The sequence below is a fragment of the Algoriphagus sp. NF genome (assembly GCF_028823735.1).
Lineage (GTDB): Bacteria > Bacteroidota > Bacteroidia > Cytophagales > Cyclobacteriaceae > Algoriphagus > Algoriphagus marincola.
The window spans coordinates 89,838-115,588 of the sequence record NZ_JAPEIB010000005.1 but is presented as its reverse complement, the minus strand read 5'-3'; the positions used below and the strand labels follow the sequence as shown (position 1 = coordinate 115,588).

Sequence of the window (25,751 nt, the reverse complement as noted above, 5' to 3'; positions counted from 1 at the left end):
CAAATTGGATTAGGTGGGAAAAATACAAAATTTATATTTCCGACAAGGGAATCTGTACGATTACGGTTGTACCCTTCCCTTTTTCACTATCGATTTGGATTTTTCCTTCCAGCATTTTCACCAGACTATGCGTTATCGTCATCCCTAGTCCTGTACCGTCAAATTTGCGCCCATTACCTGTACTTTCCTGCTCAAAAGGATCAAATACCTTTTCCAAAAATTCAGGGGAAATCCCGATACCCTCATCTTTAACCAAAATATTCAACCAATCATCTTCTTGGGAAACACCTACTTGAATCCTTCCCTTCTCAGAATATTTGATCGCATTTCCAATTAAATTATTCAGGATAATGGTTGTAAATCGCTGATCAATGAATCCCTGCACCTCAGTCTTAGGGTAATTTTCCTCCAATATGAGCCCCTTTTTTTCGGCCAAAGAAGATAATGGATATACAATCTTCTTTATGAAAGCGATAACATCAGTTTGTTGCTTAACGATTTCAAGTTTTTTGGCCTCAATTTTAGCCATATCCAAAATGGAATTGATGGTAGATAGCAATCGCTCACCACTTTGAAGAATTATTTCCAACTCGGATAAAAGTTTTGAGTCATTTTTCCGAGTCATCATCACATGCTCGGTGCCTCCCAAAATCACATTTAGCGGAGTTCGAATTTCATGACTGACATTCGACAGGAGACTGGTTTTAAATCGATTAGCCTCTTCTGCACGATCTTTGGCCTCCCTAAGTTTATGTTCGATTTCTTTCTCCACCGTCACATCCCTGAAAACTGTAAGTAACAACCTTTTGCCTTCGAATTGGGAGGGGATTTCTTTGGTATAAACTTCATTTTCCATTTTTCCTAAAGGCCAGAAAACCTGACAGCTAAAAGAAAAACCAGGAAGATTATTCGCTTCAAGTTCTTGCATATACGACTTAAAAAAAACAGAATCATTGATGGCGTCATGGAGAACCTGGCCTAGTAAATTTCCCTCTTTCTGAAGAGACCACTTTTCGAAAACAGGGTTGACTGCTACGATTTCCTGACCATCAAGAGTCAATACTAGTGCATCTTTTGAGCTATCCCAGACATTCTTAAACTGCTCTTCGGCACGAATTTTCTCCTTTTCCTTCTTATCAACTGCCGACTCCAATATCCCTAGCTTTCGAAGCTGAGAACTAAATGAACTGACCAAAAACCCAACCCCAATCAGAAAAAGGGAAACCAAAGCCAAAAACCAGAATCTAAAATAAAAGGGTTGGAGAATCCTCATCTCTGCGGTAGAAATAGTCTCGGTCATCCGGTAATTTTCGTAAGATGACTTTATCTCGAATTGATAGTCTCCCGGTGGAAGATTCGGATAGAAAATTTGATTGGATTGTGGATTTTTTAAAATCTTCCAGCTTCCATCAAAACCTAATAACCGATAGTGCACCCAAAGCTCTTTTTCTCGATTAAATCCAATTGCAGAAAAATCTACCTCAAGGCTATTTTCTTCAAATGGTATTTCTACGGTTTTTTCCCAAGTAATGGCACTCGAGCCTGCATTTATGCCATTTATGGAGATTTTAGGTTTTCCTGAGGCGATGAATTTTTCTTCCTGAAAATAAATAGACAGCCCCTCAATGGTTCCGATCATGATTCGTTGATCGTTTCCCTCTATCAAAGCCCCCCGATTGGTCTCATTATTTGGAAGTCCTAGTTTTTCGGTGAAATGAACTAGCGAGTCTTTTTCATATTTGTAAAAACCATCATCAGTACCAAACCACAATGCTCCTTTGGAATCTTGAAGAATTGAAAAAACAGGGTTTTTTATTGTACGGCCAGCTGGAAAAAATGGAACTACTGATTCTCCTTGGATCATCTTTAGCCCAGACTCAGTCCCTAATAAAATGCCATCAGGCGTTTCTAGGAAATCATATCCCTCTGCGATACATAGTCCAGGTTTTTGGATCAAAGGGTCTGGATTTTCCAATCTCCCTGCCCTCATCACCATCAATTTCCCATCCCGAAGTTTTTTTGCCTTTCGAAGATGATAAAATCCTTTCTCAAAAATCTCATTAATCTGACGTTCTAAGCCATTTTTAAAAAGGGCTTCTCCTCTATCAGTAATCTTTGCAAAAAAAATATTTTTGGAACTCGTAATGATTAAGCTGTCTCCTTCCACCTGAACGGAGGAAACATTATCTCCTTCGGGCGCAGGAAAAATCTCAATTTCTCCAGTATTTAAGTCGTACCTACCCAGTCCATTTAGTGTAGCCGAAAACCAAACCGAGTTTTTAGAATCAGTAGAAAAATTTACGATTCGACTTGTAGGGATGCCTTCAGGACTAGGATACTCATAAAGAGTTTCAATCCCTGATCTTGAGAATTTTTGAATTCCATTATTGAAACCCAAAAGATATTCTCCCGTCGGCAAAAGCGTAATCGCCGTCACTTCATTTGCTAAGAGACCTGAATAGGATTTGGTGTAGTTTTGAATAGCAAGGTTATTAATATTGGCAAGTCCTCGGCTACTTGCCAGCCAAAGCAAACCTTCTTGATCAATAAGAAAATCCTGAAGCAAAAAAACCCCAAAAATATCTTGCGAATCGATGATCAGTGATCGTGATGCTCCAAGTCTTCTTTTTCTAAGACTTGAATTGAAATGGTAAAAAACACTCCCCGAGTGAAAACTCAATCCATATAAGTCAGTATCATAAGGGTATGGATAAGTAAAATCCCGATCTACAAGCTTTTCAGGTTGATTTTCATAGGGACCACTTGCTAGGTAGCCGTTGCCCAAAAAATAAAACTCTCCAGTTGCTGGGTTTTCCATGACCATAGCAGGAGGAGAGGGAAGCGGTAGACCCTTAAGTGGGTAAGGCTTCCATTCTCCACCACTTAAAACCAAGGGCTCTTTACCAAGAAAATAAAATACGGGTGAGACAGCAGTTCCTCCAAGAAAAGATAACTTGGAGTTGATTTTATCAGGATCGGAAAGCATTATAAACCTCCCTTCTTCACGAGAATAATTCAAGCCTTCAGAAGTATTTATGACAAATTCCTTATCACTACCTTTCCCTCTGCTTAGAAATTGTATAAAACTAAACTGAGGTGAATTATCTATTTCCGTAAAAAAGACTTCTTCCCAAGTCCCATAACCACCCTTGAAAAATCGCATTTGTCCCCGGTCATTATACAACCACACGCTTCCGTCCTCATCAATATGCAAAGCGATTTGGTAGTCAAATTTGGCATTTAGGCTATCTGGCAAGGAATAAGTTTGAATTCCATCTGAAAAAAAAACGCCTCGAGTGGTGGAAAACCAAATTCTACCCAAGGTATCCTGCTCCACTTGAAAAATATTTTGCACCGGCAATCTTACTCCTTTGGGATTGGTATCATACTGAAAAGACTGCCCCATTCCTGCCAAAGGGAATATTAAAAAGAAAATGAGGTAGATATCAAACAATCGTTTCATAAGCCCTAAGATAGAAAAAGATCAGAATCGTAATTTTGAATGCATATTGTTTTACATTTCTTTTTGTCAGCGGGTGCTTTCTTTTATTTTTGTGCCAAACTTTATCTAAGCAAGCATGAGTGTACTAGTCAATAAAAACTCCAAAGTAATTGTACAGGGATTTACCGGTTCTGAAGGTTCTTTCCACGCCCAGCAAATGATCGAATACGGCACCCAAGTAGTAGGTGGTGTGACTCCAGGTAAAGGAGGTTCCATGCATTTAGGCAAACCGGTATTCAACTCCGTCGAAGAGGCTGTGGCAGAGACTGGTGCAGACACATCCATTATTTTTGTACCACCTGCTTTTGCAGCAGACGCTATCATGGAAGCAGCAGATGCTGGAATCAAGGTAATCATTGCCATCACAGAGGGAATTCCTGTGGCTGACATGATGAAGGCCAAGCCATACATCAAAGAGCGTGGAGCTGTTTTGATCGGTCCAAACTGCCCTGGAGTTATCACACCAGGAGAAGCAAAAGTAGGTATTATGCCAGGTTTTGTATTCAAAAAAGGTAGAATCGGTATCGTATCCAAGTCAGGAACTTTGACCTACGAAGCTGCTGACCAAGTAGCAAAAGCCGGTCTTGGTGTATCTACTGCCATCGGAATCGGCGGAGACCCAATCATTGGTACTTCGACCAAGCAGGCTGTAGAAATGCTGATGAATGACCCAGAGACAGATGCTATCGTCATGATTGGTGAAATCGGCGGAAACTACGAAGCTGAAGCGGCTAAGTGGATCCGGGAAACAGGTAATAAGAAGCCAGTCGTAGGATTTATCGCTGGACAGACTGCACCTCCAGGACGTAGAATGGGCCATGCCGGTGCTATCATCGGTGGAGCGGACGATACAGCAGCTGCCAAAATGCGCATCATGAAAGAAAACGGAATTTACGTTGCAGAGTCTCCAGCAGAGATCGGCGCAACCATGGCTAAAGCCCTAGGGGTAAACGCATGATAAATGTATGATGTCCGATGTTTGATTTCGGATGTTTTGAAAGCCGCTTCGATTGATTTCGGGGCGGTTTTTTTATGATTTGACCAAGTCTGATTTTTCAATATTCAAATCACTACCTTTGCGGCATCAATTCATTTACCTATGATCTCAGTAGATAACGTCGCGGTCATTCACAGCGGCAGCACCCTTTTCAGCAATGTTTCTTTTGCCATCAATCCAAATGATAAAATCGCCCTGATGGGTAAAAACGGAGCCGGCAAATCTACTCTATTGAAAATCATAGCCGGGGAGACCAAGCCAAGTTCCGGGGCTGTTTCCGCACCAAAGGACTTCGTCGTCGCATACCTTCCGCAGCACCTCCTTACTTCAGATGACTGCACAGTGGCTGAGGAAACTGCCAAGGCCTTTTCAAGCTATCTTAATATGAAATCTGAAATCGACCGGATCAATCAAGAGTTGACCGAACGTACAGACTATGAATCGGAAGATTATTACAAGCTGATTGAAAAGGTTTCGGACCTCAGCGAGAAATTCTACGCAATCGAAGAAATTAACTATGAGGCAGAGGTGGAAAAAGTATTATTGGGATTAGGATTTGAAAGAGAAGATCTAACCCGATCTACTTCTGAGTTTTCGGGAGGATGGAGAATGCGCATCGAGTTGGCAAAAATCTTACTACAAGATCCAGATCTTATCCTCCTAGACGAACCCACCAACCATTTGGATATTGAGTCAATTCAATGGTTGGAAGATTTTCTAATGAATAAGGCCAAAGCAGTAGTGGTTATTTCTCACGACCGGGCTTTTGTAGATAATATCACCACCCGAACGATCGAGGTGACTATGGGTAGAATCTATGATTACAAAGCCAAATATTCCCACTATTTGGAACTTAGGAAAGAAAGAAGAGAGCAGCAGCAAAAGCATTACGAAGAGCAGCAGCGCTTTATCGCTGAGACTACAGAATTCATTGAACGGTTCAAAGGCACCTATTCCAAAACCCTTCAGGTACAGTCTCGGGTTAAAATGCTCGAAAAACTGGAGTTAATCGAAGTGGATGAAGTAGACACCTCTGCTTTAAAGCTTCGTTTCCCTCCTTCTCCCCGTTCAGGCAAGTATCCTGTAATTGTAGAGGAATTGAGCAAATCCTACGGAGACCATGTGGTCTTTAAAGATGCTTCCATGACCATCGAGCAAGGACAAAAAGTAGCTTTTGTCGGGAAAAATGGAGAAGGAAAATCTACTATGATCAAAGCGATCATGGGAGAGATTGATGTAGAAGGAAAGTGCGAATTGGGACATAATGCCCTAGTAGGATACTTTGCCCAAAATCAAGCTTCCCTTTTGGATGAGAGTCTAACCATCTTCGAGACAATCGACCAGATTGCTGTAGGAGAAATCCGAACCAAAATCAAGGATTTGCTAGGAGCCTTTATGTTTAAGGGAGATGATATCAACAAAAAAGTCAAGGTGCTCTCTGGCGGGGAAAAGACTCGGTTGGCAATGATCAAATTGTTATTGGAACCAGTGAACCTTTTGATTTTGGATGAGCCTACCAATCACCTGGATATGCGCACCAAAGATATCATCAAAGATGCATTGAAGGCTTTTGATGGCACACTCATAGTCGTGTCGCATGACCGGGACTTTTTAGATGGCTTGGTGAACAAGGTGTTTGAATTTGGGAATAAACGAGTTCGAGAGCACTTCGAAGACATCAATGGCTTTCTGCGCAATAAAAAAATTGAAAATCTGAAAGAAGTAGAAAGGTGAAATATGGTAAACTATAAGAGGTAAATAGTGTCGTAAACTATTCACCTCTTTAGCTTTACCGAAAATTATTTCATGGGTGAGAAAGGAAGTGCTTTTAAATAAACCGCATCCACTCGCTCAACGATTTTTCCATTTTCCTCAGAAGCATCCCTTGCTTTAATCCAATCTGGATCTTTTCTGAAATTATCAAATGCTTGGTCAAATTGTCCCCGGTCACGGTGTCCTAGCAAATAAACCAATTTGGGTTGAGACCCATCATTTTCCTCCGTCAAAAAATAGGGATAGTTGATTAGGCCCTGCTTCTCGAATAAAGCTTGGGTATGATTTTTAAAACGCTTTTGAATATCATCAATCTTTCCATCATAGCAGTAATAAGTTCGCAATTGAAAAATACCGGATTTTTGATTGAAATCACCTTCATTTAGACCAGATGCTAAAGTCATAAACTGCTCCTCAATTTTAGCGACCAAGGGACCATTTTCTCTTGACTTTTCGTAAGCAGCTTTCCAGTCAGGATCATTCAGAAAGATCTGCCACATTCGATCGCGGGAGGCTTTGTCCGGATATCCAAGGATGTAGTAGAGCTTATTTTCATCATTTTCCACCGGTTCAAAATAAGCCACATTCGTCATCCCGGCTTTTTCAAAAAGACCCATCGTATGGTTCTTAAACCGGTTGATCAGATCCGGTAACTTCCCCTCATGTGCGGTGTAAATTCTTAGCTCGAAATAGGTGGCGTTTTTTAGAGGCGATTCCTGTGCTAAAACAGGTACTGAAAATAAGAGGAAGAGTAGGGTGAGAAGCTTAAGTTTCATCTTTTAAATGGGATTGGTTTGACAAATCAAAGTAGGGTATTCAATCCATAAAAAAAAGAAGTCTTTTTTACCTCTTACACTAATCAATTTGAAATAGTCAAAAGCATCTAGCTTGCTCCAAAAAGAGGTGGAAAATAGTAGTTTCTACAGATGATTTCATCCTATAAAAAGCCCCAAAAATAGAATCTTTTTGGGGCTTCCGCTTCTTCAATTTAACAACACAGGTTTAGAAACTGTGATGAAGACTCAACTGAGTCTGTCCTTTACTCCACTGTGAGGTAGTTTGATTCATCCAACCTACCTGAAGGCGAAGATTGTCCCGAAGGCCAAACCCCAGCCCTAAATAGGTACGGTTTCGATCGAATCGCTCCACCATGCGCCCATCTCCTATATCAGTCTGTCCATTAATGAATATTTCATTGTAAAGCGCTGCATAAAGTGCATTCTTCCTCAACTCCGTTCCGTTGATGGGAACATTGATAAACAAATTGTACCGGTATCGAGTCCTGAAGTCTTGATTTTGAACCCACCGCTGTTCATACCGAAATCGGTGTGTCAAATACACCCGATTACCTAGCTTTTGGGGCAGGAGAGCCTCTTGATAAATTCGGTTTTCAGGAGTAGTAGCATCACCTTCCCCAAATTCGCCGGAGGATATAAAGGCATAACCTAGCGTAAACATCACATTCGTATTCTTGGGTGTATAAGTGAATCCAGTCCGAAGTAATATTTGTTCCAAGTCTGAACCCATATTCCAATATCGAAACTGATAGTCTCCTTGGATTCCAAATTGACTGTCACCAAATTTCTTATTGAAGAAATACATAAACCAAGCCCCCAATTGACTATCATCAACCTCAGTCTGCGCTCTACTAGAAATAGCCAAGCTCATCACCACACAAATCAACAATACCTTTTTCATATCACCTCGAATTAGCAGCCGACCAAATGCCAGCTGCATTGATGGAATTAGTTGAATTTTGGAAGTGAGGTGATCGTCTCCTCGATGAAATGCACATAGCCAGACTGCAGATTGTATACAGCTCCTACAATCAGGACTTCGCCCCAATCGGATTTTCTACTCAGTACCGGCTCTAATCCTCGCAATAAATTGACCTGCTCAATCACATTTTCTTTGACTGCATAATTGAGAGCTTCTTTTGCCGGTAGGTTTTCTGCTTTGGCACGCAGCGATGCTGGTTTTATCGCATTGATTAGCGTCACGACGTGACCCGGAGGATTTGCTGGCAATTTCATAGCTGCATCCACTGCACCACATGACTCATGACCCAATACTACTATTAGCTTGGTTTTCAAGACCTCCACCGCATATTCAATAGTCCCATAGGAAGCCTCAGCCATGACCTGCCCAGCAGTGCGTGTGATAAAAAGATCCCCTACTCCTTGGTCAAAGATAATTTCGTTTGGCACTCTGCTATCGGCACATCCAATGATGACCGCAAAAGGCGACTGTCCGGCTTCATTGCTCTTCAAATCAGCATCTGTTTGTCTTGGCCTAATGCTCTTATCTTCAGCAAAACGCCTATTCCCATAGATCAATTTTTTTAAACCATAATAGGGATCCAGGTAGGCGCTGTCGCGATCTGCAAAATATTGCCCCGCTTCAAGTCCTAATCCTTTTTGAACCGTGGATGAAAGCTCCTGTCCATTTACCAGGGGAATGATTGCCAAATAGAATATGATAATTAGAAATAAACTTTTAAATAGATTTTTCATTTTGAAAATATTAATTAGTTGATTTAGGAAAATGCAAAACCTCCCAATGCCTTAAATCAGGTATTGGTACGTTTCAAAAAAGAGATGAAATCAAACTAATTCAGGAGGGAAATCTATGGATATTCTTGCACCATCAGGAATTGAAAAAATCACATTTGTGGAAGTTGATAGCTCCACACAAAAGGCTCTAAAAAGCTCGTTACTGGAGAAATCGGAGTAGAAATTTGATTTCTCTTTAGAATCTTTTTTTTCCTCTTCACCATCCAAGTTTTCCACTAGTTGAATAGAAAAGATGCTGTTTTCAGCATCTGAAACACTAATGGAACTCGTCAAAACGGGAATCAAAATCAGAAAAGAAAAGAAAAGAGCTAAACGCATATTTTTTATTCGAGTAATAAAGAACCTTTATGTATTGAAAAAGTTTCTAACAATCATAATTATTTTGAATCCAACAAAAAAGCCACTTCTCTGGAAGTGGCTTTTGAATAAGTTGCTTTTGGATTCTAATACCTCAAGCTTTTAAGATAAGCAATGCTTTTGGGTAGTGCTTCAAGCTCATGATCGCTTTCATCCTCGATAAACATGTGCTTGATTCCGATTTTGTTTGCCTCTCGAAGGATACTCGGAAAATCCAACTCCCCCTCACCCAAAGGAACATCATTTTCAGGACCGGTCAAACCAGTCATATCTTTGGGAGCATCCTTCCGGAAGTCTTTCAAGTGCAAGGATACCCAACGCTTCCCATACTTTTTGAGCAAAGAAGCTGGGTCCGCTCCACCAAAATGAGTCCACATCACGTCCATCTGAAGCGCTACGTATTCAGGATTGGTATTCTTCACTAAATAGTCGAAGAGCGTTTCTCCTTCATAAGGCTGAAATTCATAGCCATGAACATGATATTTGAAGATCAATCCATTTTCCTTCAATACCTCTCCTCCCTTATTGAAAGCTTCAATAGCCCGATCAGCATCCTCTTTGGAAAATTGTCCTCGCTGATGGGGAATCCAGGCGCACATTACATATTTAACACCTAAGGCTTTGGCTCGCTCTGCTACTGCCTGAGGATTCGACTCCAATTGTTCAAAACCAGTGCCTGTAGAGGGAATGGAAATCCCTCGGGAGTTCAACATTGCTTTAAATTCATCGGGGCTAACTCCATTGGGAACACCTCCCTCATATTCTTTGAAGCCCATCTCCTGAATAATATCCAGGGTCTCCGAAATTCCATTTTCCCATTGGTTGCGAAAGGTATAAGCCGCAATTCCAAGTGGGACCTGAAACATAGGATCTCCCTTTTTTTGGGCTAAAGATTCCTTTGGCAAGGTTGTCATTCCGCCTAAAAGACAAAGTACCAAAAGTAGATTTTTCATTTGCTGGGGGTTAAGGGTTTAAAGGAAGTACATCTTCTTACAAATTCTGTTTCTTTAGCTCCTCTACGGCGTAATTCGCTGCTCTAGCCGTCAAGGTCATAAACATGAGTGTCGGATTCTGTGTACTGGTACTAGTCATACAAGCTCCATCTGTCACAAATACATTAGGACAGGCATGAAGCTGATTGAATTCATTTAGAAGTGATGTTTTGGGATCTCTCCCCATTCTTACTCCACCCATTTCATGAATATCAGATCCAGGAGGAGCTTTGGTATCCGTCACATTAATATTTTTGAAACCCATGCGCTCATACATCTCAGACTGCTGCTCGAGAAAATCCTGAGTCATTTTATCATCATTTTCGGTCCACTCGACTGACATAATGATTTTTGGAATTCCATACTTATCGGTTTCAGTTTCGCTCAATCTCATATGATTAGACTCAATCGGAATGACTTCTCCCTGCATCCAAGCTGCCATGGTCCAAACACCATATTGCCTGTTGAGAAGATTATCTCTCAACTGATGACCTATTCCTGAAGTGTCGGTATCTACCCTTCTTCCTCCTGCCATTCCTATTGCATAGCCGCGGAGGAAATCAGTGTCTTGCCTGAAGACATTGCGAAACCTAGGTACATAGGCATGGCCGGGATGCCTTCCCTCAGTAGCTTGATCAAAAAACCCTTCGAAAGAGGCATTTCCTTTACCCCTATAATTATGACAAGCCATAAACTTACCCATCAATCCATTATCATTTCCAAGTCCATTTGGAAAACGGCTTGATTTAGAGTTTAGCAGGATAGCATTAGAGTTAATGGTAGAAGCGTTGACAAATATTATTTTGGAATAAAATTCCGTAGCCTCCTTAGTATGTCGGTCTATTATCCGAACACCGATTGCTCGTCCCTTTTCCTCATCATAAATAATCGACTCAACTACAGAGTCTGGACGAATAGTCAAATTTCCAGTCTTTTCTGCCCAAGGCAAAGTGGATGCATTTGCTGAAAAATAGCCCCCATAGATGCAGCCTCGATTACACATATTCTGATGCTGGCACTTGTTTCTCCCTTGCTGCTTGTGTATTTCCTGCGGGTCGGTCAGGTGTGCACATCTTCCTTGGATCAAATGCCGATCACCATAAATGCTTTTCAGCTGCTCGCTGTAATATTTTTCGATACAACTTAATTCAAAACCTGGCTGAACAATCTGATCAGGAAGCTCCGGCAGACCATCCTTCGAGCCACAAAAACCTACGAAACGCTCCACATGATTGTACCAAGGCTCCAAGTCTTTGTATCGAATAGGCCAATCAACCGCATAGCCATCCCTTGCAGGACCTTCTAGATCATAGTCAGACCAGCGCTGAGTCCCTCTAGCCCAAAGCAAGGATTTCCCCCCAACATGATATCCCCGAAACCAACGAAAAGGCTTCTCTTCAATGATTGGTTGTTCATCTTCTGCCAGAGCCCAATGCATCGTCTCCTCTCTTCCCCAACGTGCTGCACCTATCCCGGATCTTTTTTCTATGGGCACTGTACCTCTAAACTCAAATTCCCATGGTGCCTTAGATGCTGTAGGATAATCTTCAATATGCCTGACCATTCGTCCTCTTTCCAGAACCAAGGTCTTTAATCCATTTTCGCAAAGTTCCTTCGCTGCCCAGCCACCGCTGGCACCAGAGCCAATTACGATTGCATCATAGGTTGTTTCGGACTTTGCTTTTGTATTCAGATTTGCCATTTTCAGCGGATTGATAAGGATTGATAAATAACCAAAATTCAAAACATTATACTATCAATAAACCGCAAAAGGTAAAAAAATCCTGACAAACGGGTTTAGACAGAAAGAATAAAAAAAGCGGAAAGCAACCTTTGAAGTCACTCTCCGCTTCACAGTCAATTACCGTAGTACTTGACTGCGTCAAGATAAGTATTAGACGAAGTCTAATTGCTTAGAGCTTCTATCTCAGTTATCCAATGGACAGCCACTTCTACAGACAAACCTTGCGGTCTTTTAACCTAGCCATTTCGATTTTCCGAAAAAAACCGATAGGCTCTGTAAGTCCTTGATGCAGCAAATTGACATTGCTGTCAACCTCGCAGGTCGCCTCACTTTCGCAAGGCTTTGTGAATCATTAAAGTCAGATTAATCCAACTAACCTAGACTCCCCTAAACAACTTTAGATTGCTCTTCATTGTGACCCTTGATGGCCAATAGGTGAATGGAGTCAAGCCTCTGTGCTAGGCACTGGGCTGTGGTCTTTGATCACTACCGCGAACTTGCAAGTTTACTTCCAAAGAAGCATTCCAACAAGATCCAAATTTCAAACTGATATTTAGGACTTAATCCTAATATTTTACTTTCTTGATGAAATAAAATTGTTGATTATTTCACTAAACGACAAATATTCAGAATAATATTTTTTAACAATTTATCCCCCAAAAAGACATGAATTATAAACAACTTACACACAAAATTTCAGCTGTTTTCCACAATATTCAGCTTTCAAAAAATACAGGTGATTATTGATGATTTATGAGGACAAGTCCTTCTCCAAAAAGAATATATTTCCAGCATCACTATCCACTTCAAAACCCAGGCTCAGCTCAAGTTGATCGGCTATTTTCTTACATAGAGGCAAACCAAGACCAGTTCCTTTTTCTGAGCGTGTACCAAGAGAACTTTTTACCTTAAATTCAAAAATATCTCCATGAAGATTTTCGGGAATAGGGTGTCCAGGGTTAAAAATTCTCCATTCAATCTTCTCCTTGCTGACTTGGGCTTTGACCTCAATATTTTCACCGGTCGGAGTAAATTTAACTGCATTATCCAATAGGTTTTTCAAAATAATCTTGACTTCATTCACCTCTAAATCACAGACCAAATTCTCCCCTAGTTTTTGAAGAACTATCTGCTGCCCTTTTCGATGAGCAGGCACTCTCATTGCATCGACGATCTCTTCTGTGAGCTCATGGACATTTATGGGACTCTTTTGAGCCTTTGTACCATCCATTTCGGCCATTACCCAGCCCAAAGTATTATTTAAAATCCGATTGAGATGCACCGATTGGTTTTTCAAATCTCCCAAAATCAAATTGACTTCGTCCTGATCAAAAAGTCCTTGATCCACCATTTCTAGTGTAGACTGAAGTACTGCAACAGGACTTTTCAAGTCATGGGAAAGTAAAGCCAATAGTTGATTTTTCTTAAGATTCAAGTCCTCGAGTTTCTTAAGAGCTTCATCTTTTTCCTTCTGAACCTTCAAAAGAGCCGCATTTTGAATGCTGTAATTCTTTAAGAGCACGTAGATACCGAGAAAAATAAATAATCCACACCAAAGAATAGTGATCCAATGGTCCCAAAATAAATTTTCAAGGCTTGAATATTGAGAATCAACCACATACCATCCGCTTACCTCTCCATAAAAAAGTAGACTGTATAGAAGAAAGGTGAATCCCAGCCAAAAAAACCGCTGCCAACCTCGGATCAATATTGCCGTGACGGCAGAAAAAATAAAAATAGTATATAAAGTAGGACCACGAAATCCTTCATTATTTGGATAGTTTATTGACGCAATTAGTAGCCCAAGCAGAAGCATCGCCTGAATAATCTGCTGATGCCAACCCCATCTCCGCATAGCCCAATACCCTGTCAAAAAAGGTATGGCAAATGAGAGCTTGATAATGATAATGAAACTGGATAGACCTATAAAAAAATCACTGAAACCTAAAACAATCATTAAGACCCCTGCCAACAAAGCAAATATTTCAGCAGACTTGTCTTGTAGCTTGACTAGATCACCTTTTACCCCCTCCGAATCAAAAAAACCAAATCGCACCTACTTATTTTTTTTCAGAAAATAAAACTAACAAGAAAAATAGATTTTCAAACTATTGAAATATTATTCATAGTTATTGTTTGATTATTTTATCGATTGGAATGAAATGCAACCCGGTTTCCTTCAGAATCAATGATTACTCCCATATAGCCAATATCTGGAGCGATCATCCTTTTTGGAATCTCCACTTTTCCTCCAGCAGCCTCCACTTTGGAAAGCTCCACCGCACAATCATCCACACCAAAATAAACCAAAACCCCAGCTTTTGGACTTATTTCATAAAACTCCTGGTGATAAACTAGACTTCCTGATGCTCCACCCTGTTCCGGATCGAATGGAAACCAAGCCATTTGAAAATCATCAATCACCTGCTTGGATAGTTCGCACTCGAAAACCTCCTGATAAAATGAGATAGCCCTATCCATATCCTGAACGGGTATTTCAAACCACTGAACGCTGACCGATTTCATAATTGAAAGATTTAATTTTTGAATTGAGCTAACCAATCAGGTTAACAAAGCTTAAATAGACACTATCTACACCCTAGTCAATTTGATTGGATAGGTTTTTCCCGCATTCCATTGGCAGACGTATATATTTTCATCCTGATCAATACATACATCGTGGCAATGCTTAAATACAGGCTCCGCTTGCTTCATTAATTGAAGTTCACCGTCCCGATATTCAGGCTCTGATCCTCCTGGATTCGAAACCACCCTATTATCCTTATCCAAAATAGTTACAAAGCCAGAATCAGGCGTTTGCTCCAAGTATCTGAGCCTAGACCAACAAACTCCAGCATATAGATTTTCGCCATGAATTACCGGTCTGCAGACAAAAGCACCCGGTAAAAATATGGTCTCCATATATTCTCCATTAAGGCTGAACCGCTTAAATGAATTATGACCTCTAGAAGTACAGATCAAAGTCGGGCTTTTACCATTTCGCTGGTCTACAGCAATTCCATGAGCAGTACTGAATTGATGGTCTTCGGATCCAGGACCTCCAAACTTTCTGATAAAATTTCCATCCGAATCATAATGAAGAAAGTACTGCGATCCATATCCATCAGCTACATACAAATGCCCGTTGGGCGCTACGGCCGTTTCAGTTGGAGTCCAACGCATTTCACTTTCATAAATCCCTTCTTTTCTTGGGTCTACCAGTTCTGAAACTACCGTTCCATTCAGCGTAGTTTTAATCACCCTTCCTCCATTATCAGAGATCCACAGATATTCAGCATCTCCTTCATCGATTAGCGTCAAGCCATGTGCAGCCTGTAGACCTAGAGTCCAAGTATCCAAAAGCTTACCGGATTGATCATAAACAATGACATTATTCTTGGGCTCGTCTGTCAAAAGAATCATTCGCCCCTTTCGATCCATCACCATCTCATGACAATTGACCACCGGAAACTTATCCGGATCAAGATCTCCCCATTTGGAGTCAATCTTGTAGCGAAAATCGCCATGTCCAAGAATTTTATCTTTTGATTGAAATAATGAAAGATCAGGTCGGATGGTCATAGACAAGCCTAAGAGCGAGGAGTTTTGAATAAATTTTCTTCTGGATATCATAATTTTACCTAACAATTTATAGCTAATTAATGAAAAATCAGCATTTTGAGGATTATGAAATTAATTTTTCTAAAATTTACTATTTCTCAATAAACTAAACCCGAAAATGAAACTCAAAAGCCTATTACTCTCACTTCTACTTGCAGTTCCGGCCTGGTCATTTGCTCAGGAAATCGGCATTCAGACTTACTCTCTCCGCAATCAATTACCCAATGATCCTGAGAAATACTATAGAATGATTGCCGACTGGGGCATACGTGCAATTGAAGGAGGAGGAATGTATGGCATGTCTCAGGAGAAATATGATCAGGTTTTCCAAGAAAACAATCTCCGAATAATTGGAGTAGGCGCAGATTATAATCAATTGCTTCGAGATCCCGCGCCAATCATTGCTGAAGCCAAAAAACACGGTGCCAAATACGCTACTTGTTATTGGATTCCTCACCAAGAGGGGCCTATTTCTCTGGATGAAATAAAAGTTGCTACAGCGCTTTTCAATGAGGTGGGCAAAACATTTAAGGAAGAAGGAATCACGCTACTTTACCATCCTCATGGCTATGAATTCTCGCCTGCCGGCAAAGGCGTCGTATTAGACTGGATGCTGGATAATGCAGAAAATTTTGCTTTCAATATGGATATTTATTGGGTAAAAATGGGCGGGGGAGATCCTCTAAAAATCATGAAAAAACATAAGGGAAAATTCCCAATGCTTCACCTAAAGGACCGACAAATTGGAACTCCCAATAGCATGGATGGCCGCGCGGATGTTGAGACAAATGTTGTCCTAGGTACCGGAGATGTAGGTCTTGCAAAAATCATCAAAGAAGCACAAAAGCAAGGCACCAAATACCTAGTCATAGAAGATGAAAGTAGCCGCTCTGTGGAGCAGATCCCTCAATCAGTTGCTTTTATTCAAAGTATCTTGAAGTAATTTAATTCGAAGCTAGCAATGGTACCAATAACATAAGTGCTTTTGCTTTACTGCCTGGATGACCGATGACCGATGAAGATAAAATTTGAAACCTGATATTACCTAAAGTCAGTTCTACTATCACCAAGAAAAATAAGCTCCTTACTTTATAGACCAAAAAGTGAAGGCAACCAAAGACTAATTTGCGGAAACAGCATGATTAAAATCAAGGCCAACACCATCGCCAAAAAGAAAGGTAGAAGGGGCTTGATTACTTTTTCGATACTCGTCTGAGCTATCCCCACACCGATAAAGAGAATAGAACCTACCGGAGGTGTACATAATCCTATGCAAAGGTTGAGCACCATCATGATCCCAAAATGAACTGGATCAACTCCCAACTCAGTCACCACCGGAAGGAATATGGGGGTAAAAATCAATACTGCCGGAGTCATATCCATAAATATCCCGACAAAGAGTAAAATCAGGTTAATCAGGATCAAAATCACAATAATATTATCGCTCAGTGAAAGTAGTGAATTGGCGATTTGTTGTGGGATTTCCTCAGCAGACATGACCCAAGACATTGCCATGGAAGTGGCTATCAGGAGCATGACCACTGCGGTGGTCTCCGCTGACTTGAGCAAAACACTAGGTAGGTCGGAAACTTTCAATTCTCGGTATATCATCGACAAACCCAAAGCATAAAGCACTGCAATGGCTGAAGCTTCAGTAGCAGTGAACACACCGGCTACTATCCCACCAATGACCACCACCAAGAGCAACAAACTCGGAATAGCTTTCCAAAAAGTAGAAAGTAAATGCTTAAAACTTGAAGACTCACCAGCTGGTAGCTTTTTGATTTTGACCATGACAGCCCCAGTAATCATCAGCATCAAGCCCACCAATAAGCCGGGTAAATAACCCGCTACAAATAGCGCTGCCACCGACACACCTCCCGAAGCTAAAGAATAGACAATTAGTACATTAGACGGCGGAATAATTAAGCCCGTTGTGGAACTCGTGATATTGACAGCGGCCCCCAATTCCTTTGGATAGCCCTCTTTTTCCATTCGCTTTCCGAGGATTCCTCCCATCGAGGAAGCTGCCGCCACGGCCGAACCTGCGATAGCTCCCATGAGCATGGCCGCAATTACATTCACGTGAAGCAGACCACCGGGTAATTTCCCAGTCATTGCTTTGGCAAATTCAATCAAGCGATTGGCAATTCCTCCTCGGTTCATCAACTCCCCAGCCAATATAAAAAAGGGAATTGCAAGCAGAGAAAAGCTATCCAACCCTGTCCCCATTCGCTGTGCTATAGTCGTAGCCGCAGGCATTGCTGAGACAGTCACCAGCAATGTCAGTAAACTTGAAAGTCCCAAGCTCCAAGCTACAGGAACTCCGATTCCCAAAAAGAACAAAAAGGAAAAGACTAAAACCAAAATACTCAAAGTCTCCATATCAGTCTGCTTTGGGGTTTGATAATAAATATTGAATGGCCAAAGCCTGATAGTACATTACCAAAAGTCCGCTGAAAGGAACGATCATATAGACGTAGGCTAAGGAAATCTTCAAGGCTGCAGATGTCTGGCCCAAAGTGAAGGTGATGTAGACCAAATTGATCCCTCCGATCACCATAGCTGCTAATGCAAAAATCAAGACCAGAAAATGAATTAAAACCTTGGTCTTTCTTCGATTCTCCTCATTCATCTTGTTCATCAGAATATCTATCGCCAAATGCTCATCCTTACCCGCCACATAAGCAGCCCCAAGCATTCCGACCCAAATGAGCATATACCGGGCTAGTTCATCCGTGAAGGAACTCGGATTTTGGAAAACATAACGAGATGCTACCTGCCAGCTTACATTGATGACCATCAAAGCCATCAACAATACCAAGGCATGGGCAATGACAGAGTCAATTCGGTTTTTCAGTCGGGATCCCTGCATGCTATTGGATTTTTTGGATCTCTTGAATGATTTGATAGATTTCAGGATCATCAGTTTTCAAAGCCTCATACATAGGTTGAACCGCCTGACGAAAAGGCTCCTTATCTGGATAAGAAATGACCACTCCGGCTTTTTCGAGTTCTTCCAAAGATTTTTGAGTAGATGCCTCCCAAAGCTCGTATTGGTAAAGAGCAGATTCATCAGCTGCCTCTTGAAGCCATTGCTGTTCTTGCTCATTAAGACTATTCCAAACTTTCGTACTGACGATGACTACATCAGGCAAAGCGGTGTGTTCATTCATGCTGTAATACCCACAAACTTCATAGTGCTTTGATGTATATAGACTGGGCGGATTATTTTCTGCACCATCCACTATCCCCTGCTGAAGAGCGGTGTAGAGTTCACCGTAGGCAACGGGCGTTGGGGATCCTCCCATAGCTCGCACCATATTGGTGGCCATGTTGGACTCCATCACTCTCACTTTTAGTCCTTTCAGATCTTCCGGTTTCTCAATGGGCCTGTCTTTGGAATAAAAACTCCGCTTGCCCGCATCGTAAAAGCAGAGCCCTCGTAACCAATATTTTTCAGCTCCCAAAAGGAGGCTTTTTCCGATATCACCTCGTAAAACCTTGGTCAAATGCTCATCATCCCTAAAAAGAAAAGGCACCCCCAAAACTTGCATCATAGGAGCAAATCCCTCCAAAGCTGCCGATGACACCTTGGTCATGCCTAAACTACCTATTTGCAATAGCTCAACCAGCTCCCTTTCTGTGCCAAGCTGCTGATTGGGATACACTTTTATTTTGAGCCTGCCATTTGATTTCTCTTCTACCCTTTTTGACAAAAAAAGCATCGCTTCGTGTACAGGATGGGAAGTCACCAAAGCGTGCCCCATCTTGATCACCCGGACATTGGTAGGTCCTGAGCAAGAAAGCGTCAATGAGCAGATAAAAAGGAATAAAGCTATTATTTTTTTGTACTGCATGAGTCATTTTGGGTTCTAGACAATAATACACTTTTTGACAGACTATTGATAAAGGAATTACGGAAACGATTTTCTGACTTTATCAAAAGCCCAAGCCATTTTACCACTGAATCACCAAATAGAAAACAGCCTATCGACTGAATCTGACCTGTATTTTCCCGAAAAGAAATTTATCTTGCTTCTCATTCTTACTATGGAAAAGCAATTCTTACAAATAGATCCTGCCGATAATGTGCTAGTGGCTCTGCAGATTTTGGAAAAAGGTGCAGAAATCCTCCACGATGGAAATATCATCCATCTTGAGGAAGAAATTCCAGCCAAACACAAATTTGCGATTCACCCTTTTGAGCCCGGTGATGAAGTCAAAATGTATGGAGTCTTAGTGGGTAAGGCTGTAAAGAGTATTCCAAAAGGAGGACTTTTGACTACAGAAAACATCAAGCATGAAGCTTCCTCATTCACTCATCGAAGCGCTCATTATCAGTGGAATGCTCCGGATGTATCCAAATTCGCTGAAAGGACTTTTGATGGATTTCACCGGGCAGACGGTCAGGTAGGAACTGCTAATTTTTGGCTAGTCATTCCCCTAGTTTTCTGTGAAAACCGGAATGTAGAAGTGATCAAAGATGCCTTTTTGGAAGAGTTGGGCTATGCCAAACCGAATCCCTACAAAGGCCTGGTGAAAAACCTGATCAATCAATATGAATCCAAGAAACCGACGGCTTCTGAATCAAATACTCAAACGGCCTCAAGCAGGACATTTCCTCAGGTAGATGGAATCAAATTCCTCACCCACCAAGGAGGTTGCGGGGGAACTCGCCAGGATGCAGAGGCTCTTTGTGCCTTGCTGGCTGGCTATATTCACCATCCAAATGTGGCAGGTGCTACAGTTTTGAGTCTGGGGTGCCAGCATGCCCAAGCAGCTATTCTCAAAGGAAAGCTTTACGAATTCAACCCGGCTTTTGATAAGCCATTGCTTGTTTTTGAACAGCAGCAGGAAGGAACAGAGCCTGCCCTATTATCCAAAGCCATCGAGGCTACCTTTTGGGGAATGGCGGAGGCAAACAAGCTTTCTCGAAAACCAGCCCCTCTATCCAAACTGAGTATCGGCTTGGAATGCGGAGGCTCAGACGGCTTTTCCGGTATCTCCGCAAATCCTGTTTTAGGGAGAGTTTCTGATTTGATCGTGGCATTGGGTGGCAAGGCAATTCTTTCTGAGTTTCCTGAGCTTTGTGGAGTAGAGCAAAACCTCATTGACCGATGTGTCAATGATCAGACGGCCGAGCGCTTTTCCAGCTTGATGAAAGCTTATTCTCAGGCCGCCGAAAAAGTGGGGTCTGGATTTGATATGAATCCCTCACCTGGAAATATCCGAGACGGCTTGATCACAGACGCTATCAAATCATGTGGAGCAGCAAAGAAAGGAGGCAACTCTCCGGTCACGGATGTATTGGACTATGGAGAATATGTCCAGAAACCCGGACTAAATCTACTCTGCACACCGGGAAATGATGTGGAAAGCACAACCGCTCTTGCTGGGGCAGGTGCCAATTTGATTTTATTTACTACTGGCTTGGGCACTCCCACCGGAAACCCCATCTGTCCAGTCCTCAAGGTATCGAGCAACGACCAGCTTGCACAACGAATGCCAGATATCATCGATTTCAATACCGGAGGAGTAATCACGGGAGAAAAGGCCATAGAGCAACTTGGCGAAGAACTTTTGGAGGAAATCATCGCTATAGCAAGTGGCAAAAAACTCACCAAAGCTATGATGCTAAATCAAGACGATTTTATCCCTTGGAAAAGAGGAGTTTCCCTTTAAATCTATGTCAAAACAAGAGCCTCCAATCAGAATCTTACAGGTCGGCAATGGAAACTTTCTTCGGGGCTTCCTCGATTGGATGATTCAAAAAGCCAATGAAAAAGGAGTTTGGGAAGGTGGAATTCACAGCATTCAGATTCATTCCACAGAAATTGACCAGCGAATGGTCCAGCAAGCAAATCAATTCCATGTCTGGACTGCTGGAATTGAAAAGGGAAAAAAAATCAACCTCATTGATAAAATCGACTGTGTAAAACGCTATACCTGCCTGACATCCGATTTCTCAGAATTAAAGCAGATCAGTCAATACCCCTCACTTGAATGGGTTATTTCCAATACCACTGAGGCTGGGATCAAATACGAAAAAGAGGTATTTCAAGCAGGAACTATCCCCAAAACCTTTCCGGCAAAAATGACGGCTTTGCTTTGGGAGCGCTTTCAATATTTCGGAGGGGACCCCGAGAAAGGATTGACTTTTTTACCCTGCGAATTGATAGCCAATAATGGTGGTCAACTCCAAGAAATCATACTCCAGTATGCCCGCGATTGGTCATTGGAGGAGGCTTTTACCGATTGGATTAAAAAGAGCTGTAAGTTTTGCAATACCCTGGTGGATCGAATCGTACCGGGGTTTCCAAAGGACAAAATCAATGAGCTCAGTGAAAGGCTAACCACAAAGGATAAATTGTTGGTCATGGCAGAACCTTATCATTTTTGGGCCATTGAGGGAGATGAGCAAGTCGAAAAGTCTCTCCCACTTCATCGCGCAGGATTAAACGTCCAATTTGTTGCAGATATCAAGCCTTTTCGGGAGCGAAAGGTTAGAATATTGAACGGTGCGCATTCTGCCTTGGTCCCTTTTGCTTATTTGCAGGGTCTTCGAACAGTTCGGGAATCGGTTGAAGATCCTAAGATTGGAAAGTGGCTGCGAGAGTTAGTTTTTGAGGAGATTGTCCCGCATGTTCCGCTAGACCAAGAAGAGACTCTCCGTTTCGCAGAGGCTGTGATGGAGCGCTTCGCCAATCCATTTATCCGACATGAACTTCTAAGCATTGCACTCAACCAAATTTCAAAATTCAAGGTTCGGGTACTTCCTTCCCTCTTGGACTATTTTGAAGAAAAAGGACAATGGCCCCAAAGACTCATGGAGTCATTTGCCTCAACGCTATTGTTTTACAAAGGACAGGTAGATGATCAGAAAATTCCGCTTAATGATGATCCTGAAATTTTGACCCTTTTTGAAGAGCTTTGGAAAAACAGTTCTGAGAAAGAGCTTGTCCAGAAAGTAATTTCTGAAGAAAAGCTTTGGGGAGAAAACTTATCACTTTATCAAGGGCTATCTGAAAGTTTGGAAAATGCACTTGAAAAGCTGCAGGCCGATTTAGGATTGCTTTAAAACGATGGGATTTTGCCGCAGCAACTTCACTAAAACTGTAAAAAGCTGAGCTTTTTGCTTTTGGAACTCTTCCGGCCTTTCAAAGAAATTTTCCAATGCCACTGCAAAAAACTCATGCGCATCGTGCCCTCCTCTTTTACGAAAAAAGTCATCTCTCCCTTCTTGAATCTGCTCCATTTCCATTTCCGATAGCTCCAAATACTCCGACCATAATTTGGGATGAAGAAAATTAATTTCATCATTAGACCGAATCCAATTTTCCAATTTAAGAGCATGGGCTACTTCATGAATCCCCAAATTAATCCCATCCTTTTCATCAGCTAAGCCTTTGGCAAAGCTTTTCCAAGAAAGGACGATGGCTCCATGCTTCGGATTAACTTCTCCAGCATGCTGCTGATTGGAAATGGTGGACAAGTAGGTATCTGGATAGATCAAAATATTTTGAAAATGGCGTAGGCGAAGTTCTTTAAAGCCAAAAACCACCTGTACGATAGTAGCCCCTATCAAGAGCTTCATCTCCTTTGTCACTTCTTTCAGTCCTCCTCGAGCATAAAAGCGTTTCTCTGTGAGGACAAGCTCCAACCGATGCTTGAATTCCTTTTGATGCTGGGGACGAAGTGACTTAAAATAGGGAAAAAATTTTCGGAGGGTTTCTAAATCTTGCTCCTCCAGTCTTTTTCGAAAAATATGCTTCCGGGCTCTATCAAGTCCTTCAAAAACATCTGATACAAGCCGAATAGTTAACCACATAGATAGAAGCGGTTGTCTTTATTGTATGATGTTTCGTCATCGCGAGTGAAACGAAGCGATCTCAACAGTAATTAAAGATATAATTAGATTAGATTGCTTCACTTCTTTCGCAATGACGAAAAGCCTTTTAAGACAACCACCATAGATTATTGTTTAACGAGCATAATTAACTGCACGCATTTCTCGAATGACCGTGATCTTGATCTGTCCAGGGTACTGCATCTCTTTTTCAATTTTTTGAGAAATATCGAATGAAAGCTTACCTGCCGTCTGATCGTCCACATGGTCTGCGTCCACCAAGACCCGGAGTTCACGACCTGCCTGCATCGCAAAGCATTTATTGACTCCATCAAAACCTAAAGCCATTTCTTCCAACTCTTTCAGACGCTTGATATAGCTATCCATAATCTCCCGACGAGCTCCAGGTCTAGAACCTGATATGGCATCAGAGGCCTGGACAATTGGTGAAATCATAGAAGTCATCTCGATCTCATCGTGGTGGGCACCGATGGCATTGCAAACCTCAGGATGTTCCTTATATCGCTTCGCAAGCTCCATTCCCAGGATAGCATGCGGAAGCTCTTGCTCTTCATGCCATACCTTTCCGATATCATGCAAAAGCCCTGCTCGCTTGGCAAGTTTCGCATTCAATCCCATCTCAGAAGCCATGATAGCAGCAAGCTTGGCAGTTTCGCGTGAATGTTGCAATAGGTTCTGACCGTAGGATGAACGGAAGCGCATCCTGCCAACCATTCGGATCAGCTCAGGATGCAATCCATGAACGCCCAAATCAATACAGGTACGCTCACCGATTTCCACGATTTCTTCTTCGATATTTTTCTCCGTTTTGGCGACCACTTCCTCGATACGTGCAGGGTGAATACGTCCATCCTGTACCAATCGGTGAAGGGAAAGTCTGGCAATCTCTCTTCTGACAGGATCAAATCCTGAAATAATAATCGCTTCTGGAGTATCATCCACGATGATTTCAACACCTGTAGCGGACTCTAGGGCTCGGATATTTCGACCTTCTCGTCCGATGATTTTTCCTTTGATGTCATCGCTTTCAATGTTGAAAACAGAAACACAGTTTTCTATAGCATGCTCGGTAGCCGTACGCTGAATAGTATCCAACACGATCTTTTTGGCTTGCTTGGTAGCAGAAAGTTTTGCCTCATCCAGAATATCCTTGATTTTAGAAGAAGCCTTACTCTGAGCCTCATCTGTAAGCATTTGAACCAATTGTTCTCTTGCTTCCTCGCGAGTCAATCCAGCAATTTTTTCTAAGTCTGCAATTCGTTGATTCGTCACTCGATCGAGTTCTTCTTTCTTCACACGAACAGCATTCAACTGTGCGTCGAGATTTTCCTTTTTACTGTCGAGTTCCGCTTCTTTTCGCTTGACCTGCTCCAGTTCTTTGGATAAATGCTGCTCCCGTTGCTTGAGTTTATTCTCATTGGTGCTGAGAATATTTTTCTTATTAGAAAACTCCTCATCAAACTCAGATTTGAGCTTGAGATACTTTTCCTTGGCTTCTAGAATCTTGTCTTTCTTGAGTGATTCGGCAGAAATTTCCGCCTCTCTGAGCATGGATTTGACTTTTTCTTTCGTCTCCTCCTCTAGTTTCTGATGCTTATTTTTAATAAAAACGCTTGCAAGCGCAGCTCCTGCACCCAGACCCACCAGGCCGGCCAGGATAATATATAACACTTCTCCCATAGGTATTTTGGTATTTATTAGACCTTTTGGGAATCCTCAAACTCGGAAAAATCAGTGGGAATCAAAGAATTATATGGCTTTGGAAAGTAGGGAATTGACATGGGCAATACTGGCACGAATGTGCTCACTATCTTCTTGATTGACCGCATTGGTCTCCAAGGACTCAACCATGCAGTCAAAAGCGACCATGGCAAGCAAATCCTGATTGTCGTCTAGTCCAAACTCCGATTTATACTTCCTCAGTTTTTCATTTATCAACTTACCGGCATGCCTGATTTTGGCTTCATCCTCCTGAGTCACCCGCATGGGGTACTCTCGGTCTCCGATTTTGATGCGTATGGCAAGTGTCTCCATTTATTCTGATAAGTAATCGATCAGCTGATCGATCTCTTTTATATAATTATTGATTAATTCACTCATTTCGGCCGAATCCTCTGGATTCACCGTTCGGTTATCCACAATGTTAGTAATTTTAATCTTATTTTTAAAATTCTCGATTTCCTGCTCCCGCTGACTCAATTGACTTTCTACCTGCCCCAATTTCTCCTTCAATAATTGGTTTTCGGCAGCCAACTCACTGATTTTCAGACTAGCTTGACGAGCTAGTTTTTCCAGTTTTTGCAGTTCTTCTTGAATCATCTT

General features: G+C 41.8%; 22 protein-coding genes. 5 read left to right on the top strand and 17 right to left on the bottom strand.

Annotated features, from left to right (window positions below; all coding sequences use genetic code 11):
- Positions 1–31: 31 nt before the first annotated feature.
- Complete coding sequence (locus OU792_RS03745; RefSeq protein WP_274669514.1) at positions 32–3,463, bottom strand: ATP-binding protein; 3,432 nt, start codon at positions 3,461–3,463, stop codon at positions 32–34.
- A gap of 115 nt (positions 3,464–3,578) precedes the next feature.
- Between OU792_RS03745 and sucD the strand changes: the two genes are divergently transcribed.
- On the top strand, positions 3,579–4,460 hold the full coding sequence (sucD, locus tag OU792_RS03740; protein WP_134201838.1) for a succinate--CoA ligase subunit alpha: 882 nt from the start codon (positions 3,579–3,581) through the stop codon (positions 4,458–4,460).
- 141 nt (positions 4,461–4,601) lie between these two features.
- Complete coding sequence (locus tag OU792_RS03735; RefSeq protein ID WP_274669513.1) at positions 4,602–6,233, top strand: ABC-F family ATP-binding cassette domain-containing protein; 1,632 nt, start codon at positions 4,602–4,604, stop codon at positions 6,231–6,233.
- A gap of 65 nt (positions 6,234–6,298) precedes the next feature.
- Here the strand turns inward: OU792_RS03735 and OU792_RS03730 are convergent, their stop codons facing one another.
- The 9 genes from OU792_RS03730 to OU792_RS03690 all read right to left on the bottom strand — a co-directional run bounded on the left by OU792_RS03730 (position 6,299) and on the right by OU792_RS03690 (position 15,571).
- Complete coding sequence (locus tag OU792_RS03730; protein WP_274669512.1) at positions 6,299–7,048, bottom strand: NIPSNAP family protein; 750 nt, start codon at positions 7,046–7,048, stop codon at positions 6,299–6,301.
- 226 nt (positions 7,049–7,274) lie between these two features.
- Positions 7,275–7,970 carry a DUF2490 domain-containing protein gene (locus tag OU792_RS03725; RefSeq protein WP_274669511.1) on the bottom strand — a complete coding sequence of 232 codons (696 nt, stop codon included), beginning with the start codon at positions 7,968–7,970 and terminating at the stop codon, positions 7,275–7,277.
- Between the two features lie 47 nt (positions 7,971–8,017).
- Positions 8,018–8,785 carry a carbonic anhydrase gene (locus tag OU792_RS03720; protein WP_274669510.1) on the bottom strand — a complete coding sequence of 256 codons (768 nt, stop codon included), beginning with the start codon at positions 8,783–8,785 and terminating at the stop codon, positions 8,018–8,020.
- A 90-nt stretch (positions 8,786–8,875) separates the two neighbouring features.
- The gene (locus OU792_RS03715; RefSeq protein ID WP_274669509.1) at positions 8,876–9,163 is read right to left on the bottom strand and encodes a hypothetical protein; all 288 of its coding nucleotides are present in this window, start codon (positions 9,161–9,163) and stop codon (positions 8,876–8,878) included.
- Between the two features lie 125 nt (positions 9,164–9,288).
- Positions 9,289–10,155, bottom strand: a complete 867-nt coding sequence (locus OU792_RS03710) for a sugar phosphate isomerase/epimerase family protein (RefSeq protein ID WP_222584865.1) — start codon at positions 10,153–10,155, stop codon at positions 9,289–9,291.
- Positions 10,156–10,192: 37 nt separating this feature from the next.
- Positions 10,193–11,896 carry a GMC oxidoreductase gene (locus tag OU792_RS03705; protein ID WP_274669508.1) on the bottom strand — a complete coding sequence of 568 codons (1,704 nt, stop codon included), beginning with the start codon at positions 11,894–11,896 and terminating at the stop codon, positions 10,193–10,195.
- Between the two features lie 793 nt (positions 11,897–12,689).
- Positions 12,690–13,994 (bottom strand): sensor histidine kinase, encoded by a 1,305-nt coding sequence (locus OU792_RS03700; protein WP_274669507.1) that lies wholly within the window; start codon positions 13,992–13,994, stop codon positions 12,690–12,692.
- An 89-nt stretch (positions 13,995–14,083) separates the two neighbouring features.
- Entirely contained in the window at positions 14,084–14,464 is a 381-nt protein-coding gene (locus OU792_RS03695; protein ID WP_274669506.1) for a VOC family protein, read from the bottom strand.
- A gap of 66 nt (positions 14,465–14,530) precedes the next feature.
- Positions 14,531–15,571: a 6-bladed beta-propeller gene (locus tag OU792_RS03690; protein WP_274669505.1), complete on the bottom strand. Its 1,041-nt coding sequence runs from the start codon at positions 15,569–15,571 to the stop codon at positions 14,531–14,533.
- A 106-nt stretch (positions 15,572–15,677) separates the two neighbouring features.
- Here OU792_RS03690 and OU792_RS03685 point away from each other — a divergent pair, with 106 nt between their 5' ends.
- Positions 15,678–16,502, top strand: a complete 825-nt coding sequence (locus OU792_RS03685) for a sugar phosphate isomerase/epimerase family protein (RefSeq protein WP_274669504.1) — start codon at positions 15,678–15,680, stop codon at positions 16,500–16,502.
- 146 nt (positions 16,503–16,648) lie between these two features.
- On the opposite strand, the gene OU792_RS03680 is transcribed toward OU792_RS03685, so the two are convergent.
- The 3 genes from OU792_RS03680 to OU792_RS03670 are packed head-to-tail and all read right to left on the bottom strand — an operon-like array spanning position 16,649 to position 19,419.
- Complete coding sequence (locus OU792_RS03680) at positions 16,649–17,944, bottom strand: TRAP transporter large permease (RefSeq protein WP_100627896.1); 1,296 nt, start codon at positions 17,942–17,944, stop codon at positions 16,649–16,651.
- Position 17,945: 1 nt separating this feature from the next.
- On the bottom strand, positions 17,946–18,434 hold the full coding sequence (locus tag OU792_RS03675) for a TRAP transporter small permease (RefSeq protein WP_134201850.1): 489 nt from the start codon (positions 18,432–18,434) through the stop codon (positions 17,946–17,948).
- A gap of 1 nt (position 18,435) precedes the next feature.
- Positions 18,436–19,419: a TRAP transporter substrate-binding protein gene (locus tag OU792_RS03670; protein WP_274669503.1), complete on the bottom strand. Its 984-nt coding sequence runs from the start codon at positions 19,417–19,419 to the stop codon at positions 18,436–18,438.
- Positions 19,420–19,612: 193 nt separating this feature from the next.
- On the opposite strand from OU792_RS03670, the gene OU792_RS03665 reads away from it, so the two are divergent.
- Both OU792_RS03665 and OU792_RS03660 read left to right on the top strand, forming a co-directional pair.
- Positions 19,613–21,244: a UxaA family hydrolase gene (locus OU792_RS03665; protein ID WP_274669502.1), complete on the top strand. Its 1,632-nt coding sequence runs from the start codon at positions 19,613–19,615 to the stop codon at positions 21,242–21,244.
- A 4-nt stretch (positions 21,245–21,248) separates the two neighbouring features.
- Positions 21,249–22,640, top strand: a complete 1,392-nt coding sequence (locus OU792_RS03660) for a tagaturonate reductase (RefSeq protein WP_274669501.1) — start codon at positions 21,249–21,251, stop codon at positions 22,638–22,640.
- Here the strand turns inward: OU792_RS03660 and OU792_RS03655 are convergent.
- The 4 genes from OU792_RS03655 to OU792_RS03640 form a co-directional block, all read right to left on the bottom strand.
- Positions 22,626–23,390, bottom strand: a complete 765-nt coding sequence (locus OU792_RS03655; protein ID WP_274669500.1) for a zinc-dependent peptidase — start codon at positions 23,388–23,390, stop codon at positions 22,626–22,628. The two genes, OU792_RS03660 and OU792_RS03655, sit on opposite strands and share 15 nt — an antisense overlap.
- A gap of 153 nt (positions 23,391–23,543) precedes the next feature.
- Complete coding sequence (rny, locus tag OU792_RS03650) at positions 23,544–25,109, bottom strand: ribonuclease Y (protein ID WP_026945520.1); 1,566 nt, start codon at positions 25,107–25,109, stop codon at positions 23,544–23,546.
- A 69-nt stretch (positions 25,110–25,178) separates the two neighbouring features.
- Positions 25,179–25,463: a cell division protein ZapA gene (locus OU792_RS03645; protein ID WP_026945519.1), complete on the bottom strand. Its 285-nt coding sequence runs from the start codon at positions 25,461–25,463 to the stop codon at positions 25,179–25,181.
- The gene (locus OU792_RS03640) at positions 25,464–25,748 is read right to left on the bottom strand and encodes a hypothetical protein (protein WP_026945518.1); all 285 of its coding nucleotides are present in this window, start codon (positions 25,746–25,748) and stop codon (positions 25,464–25,466) included. It abuts the gene before it with no gap.
- Positions 25,749–25,751 lie beyond the last annotated feature (3 nt).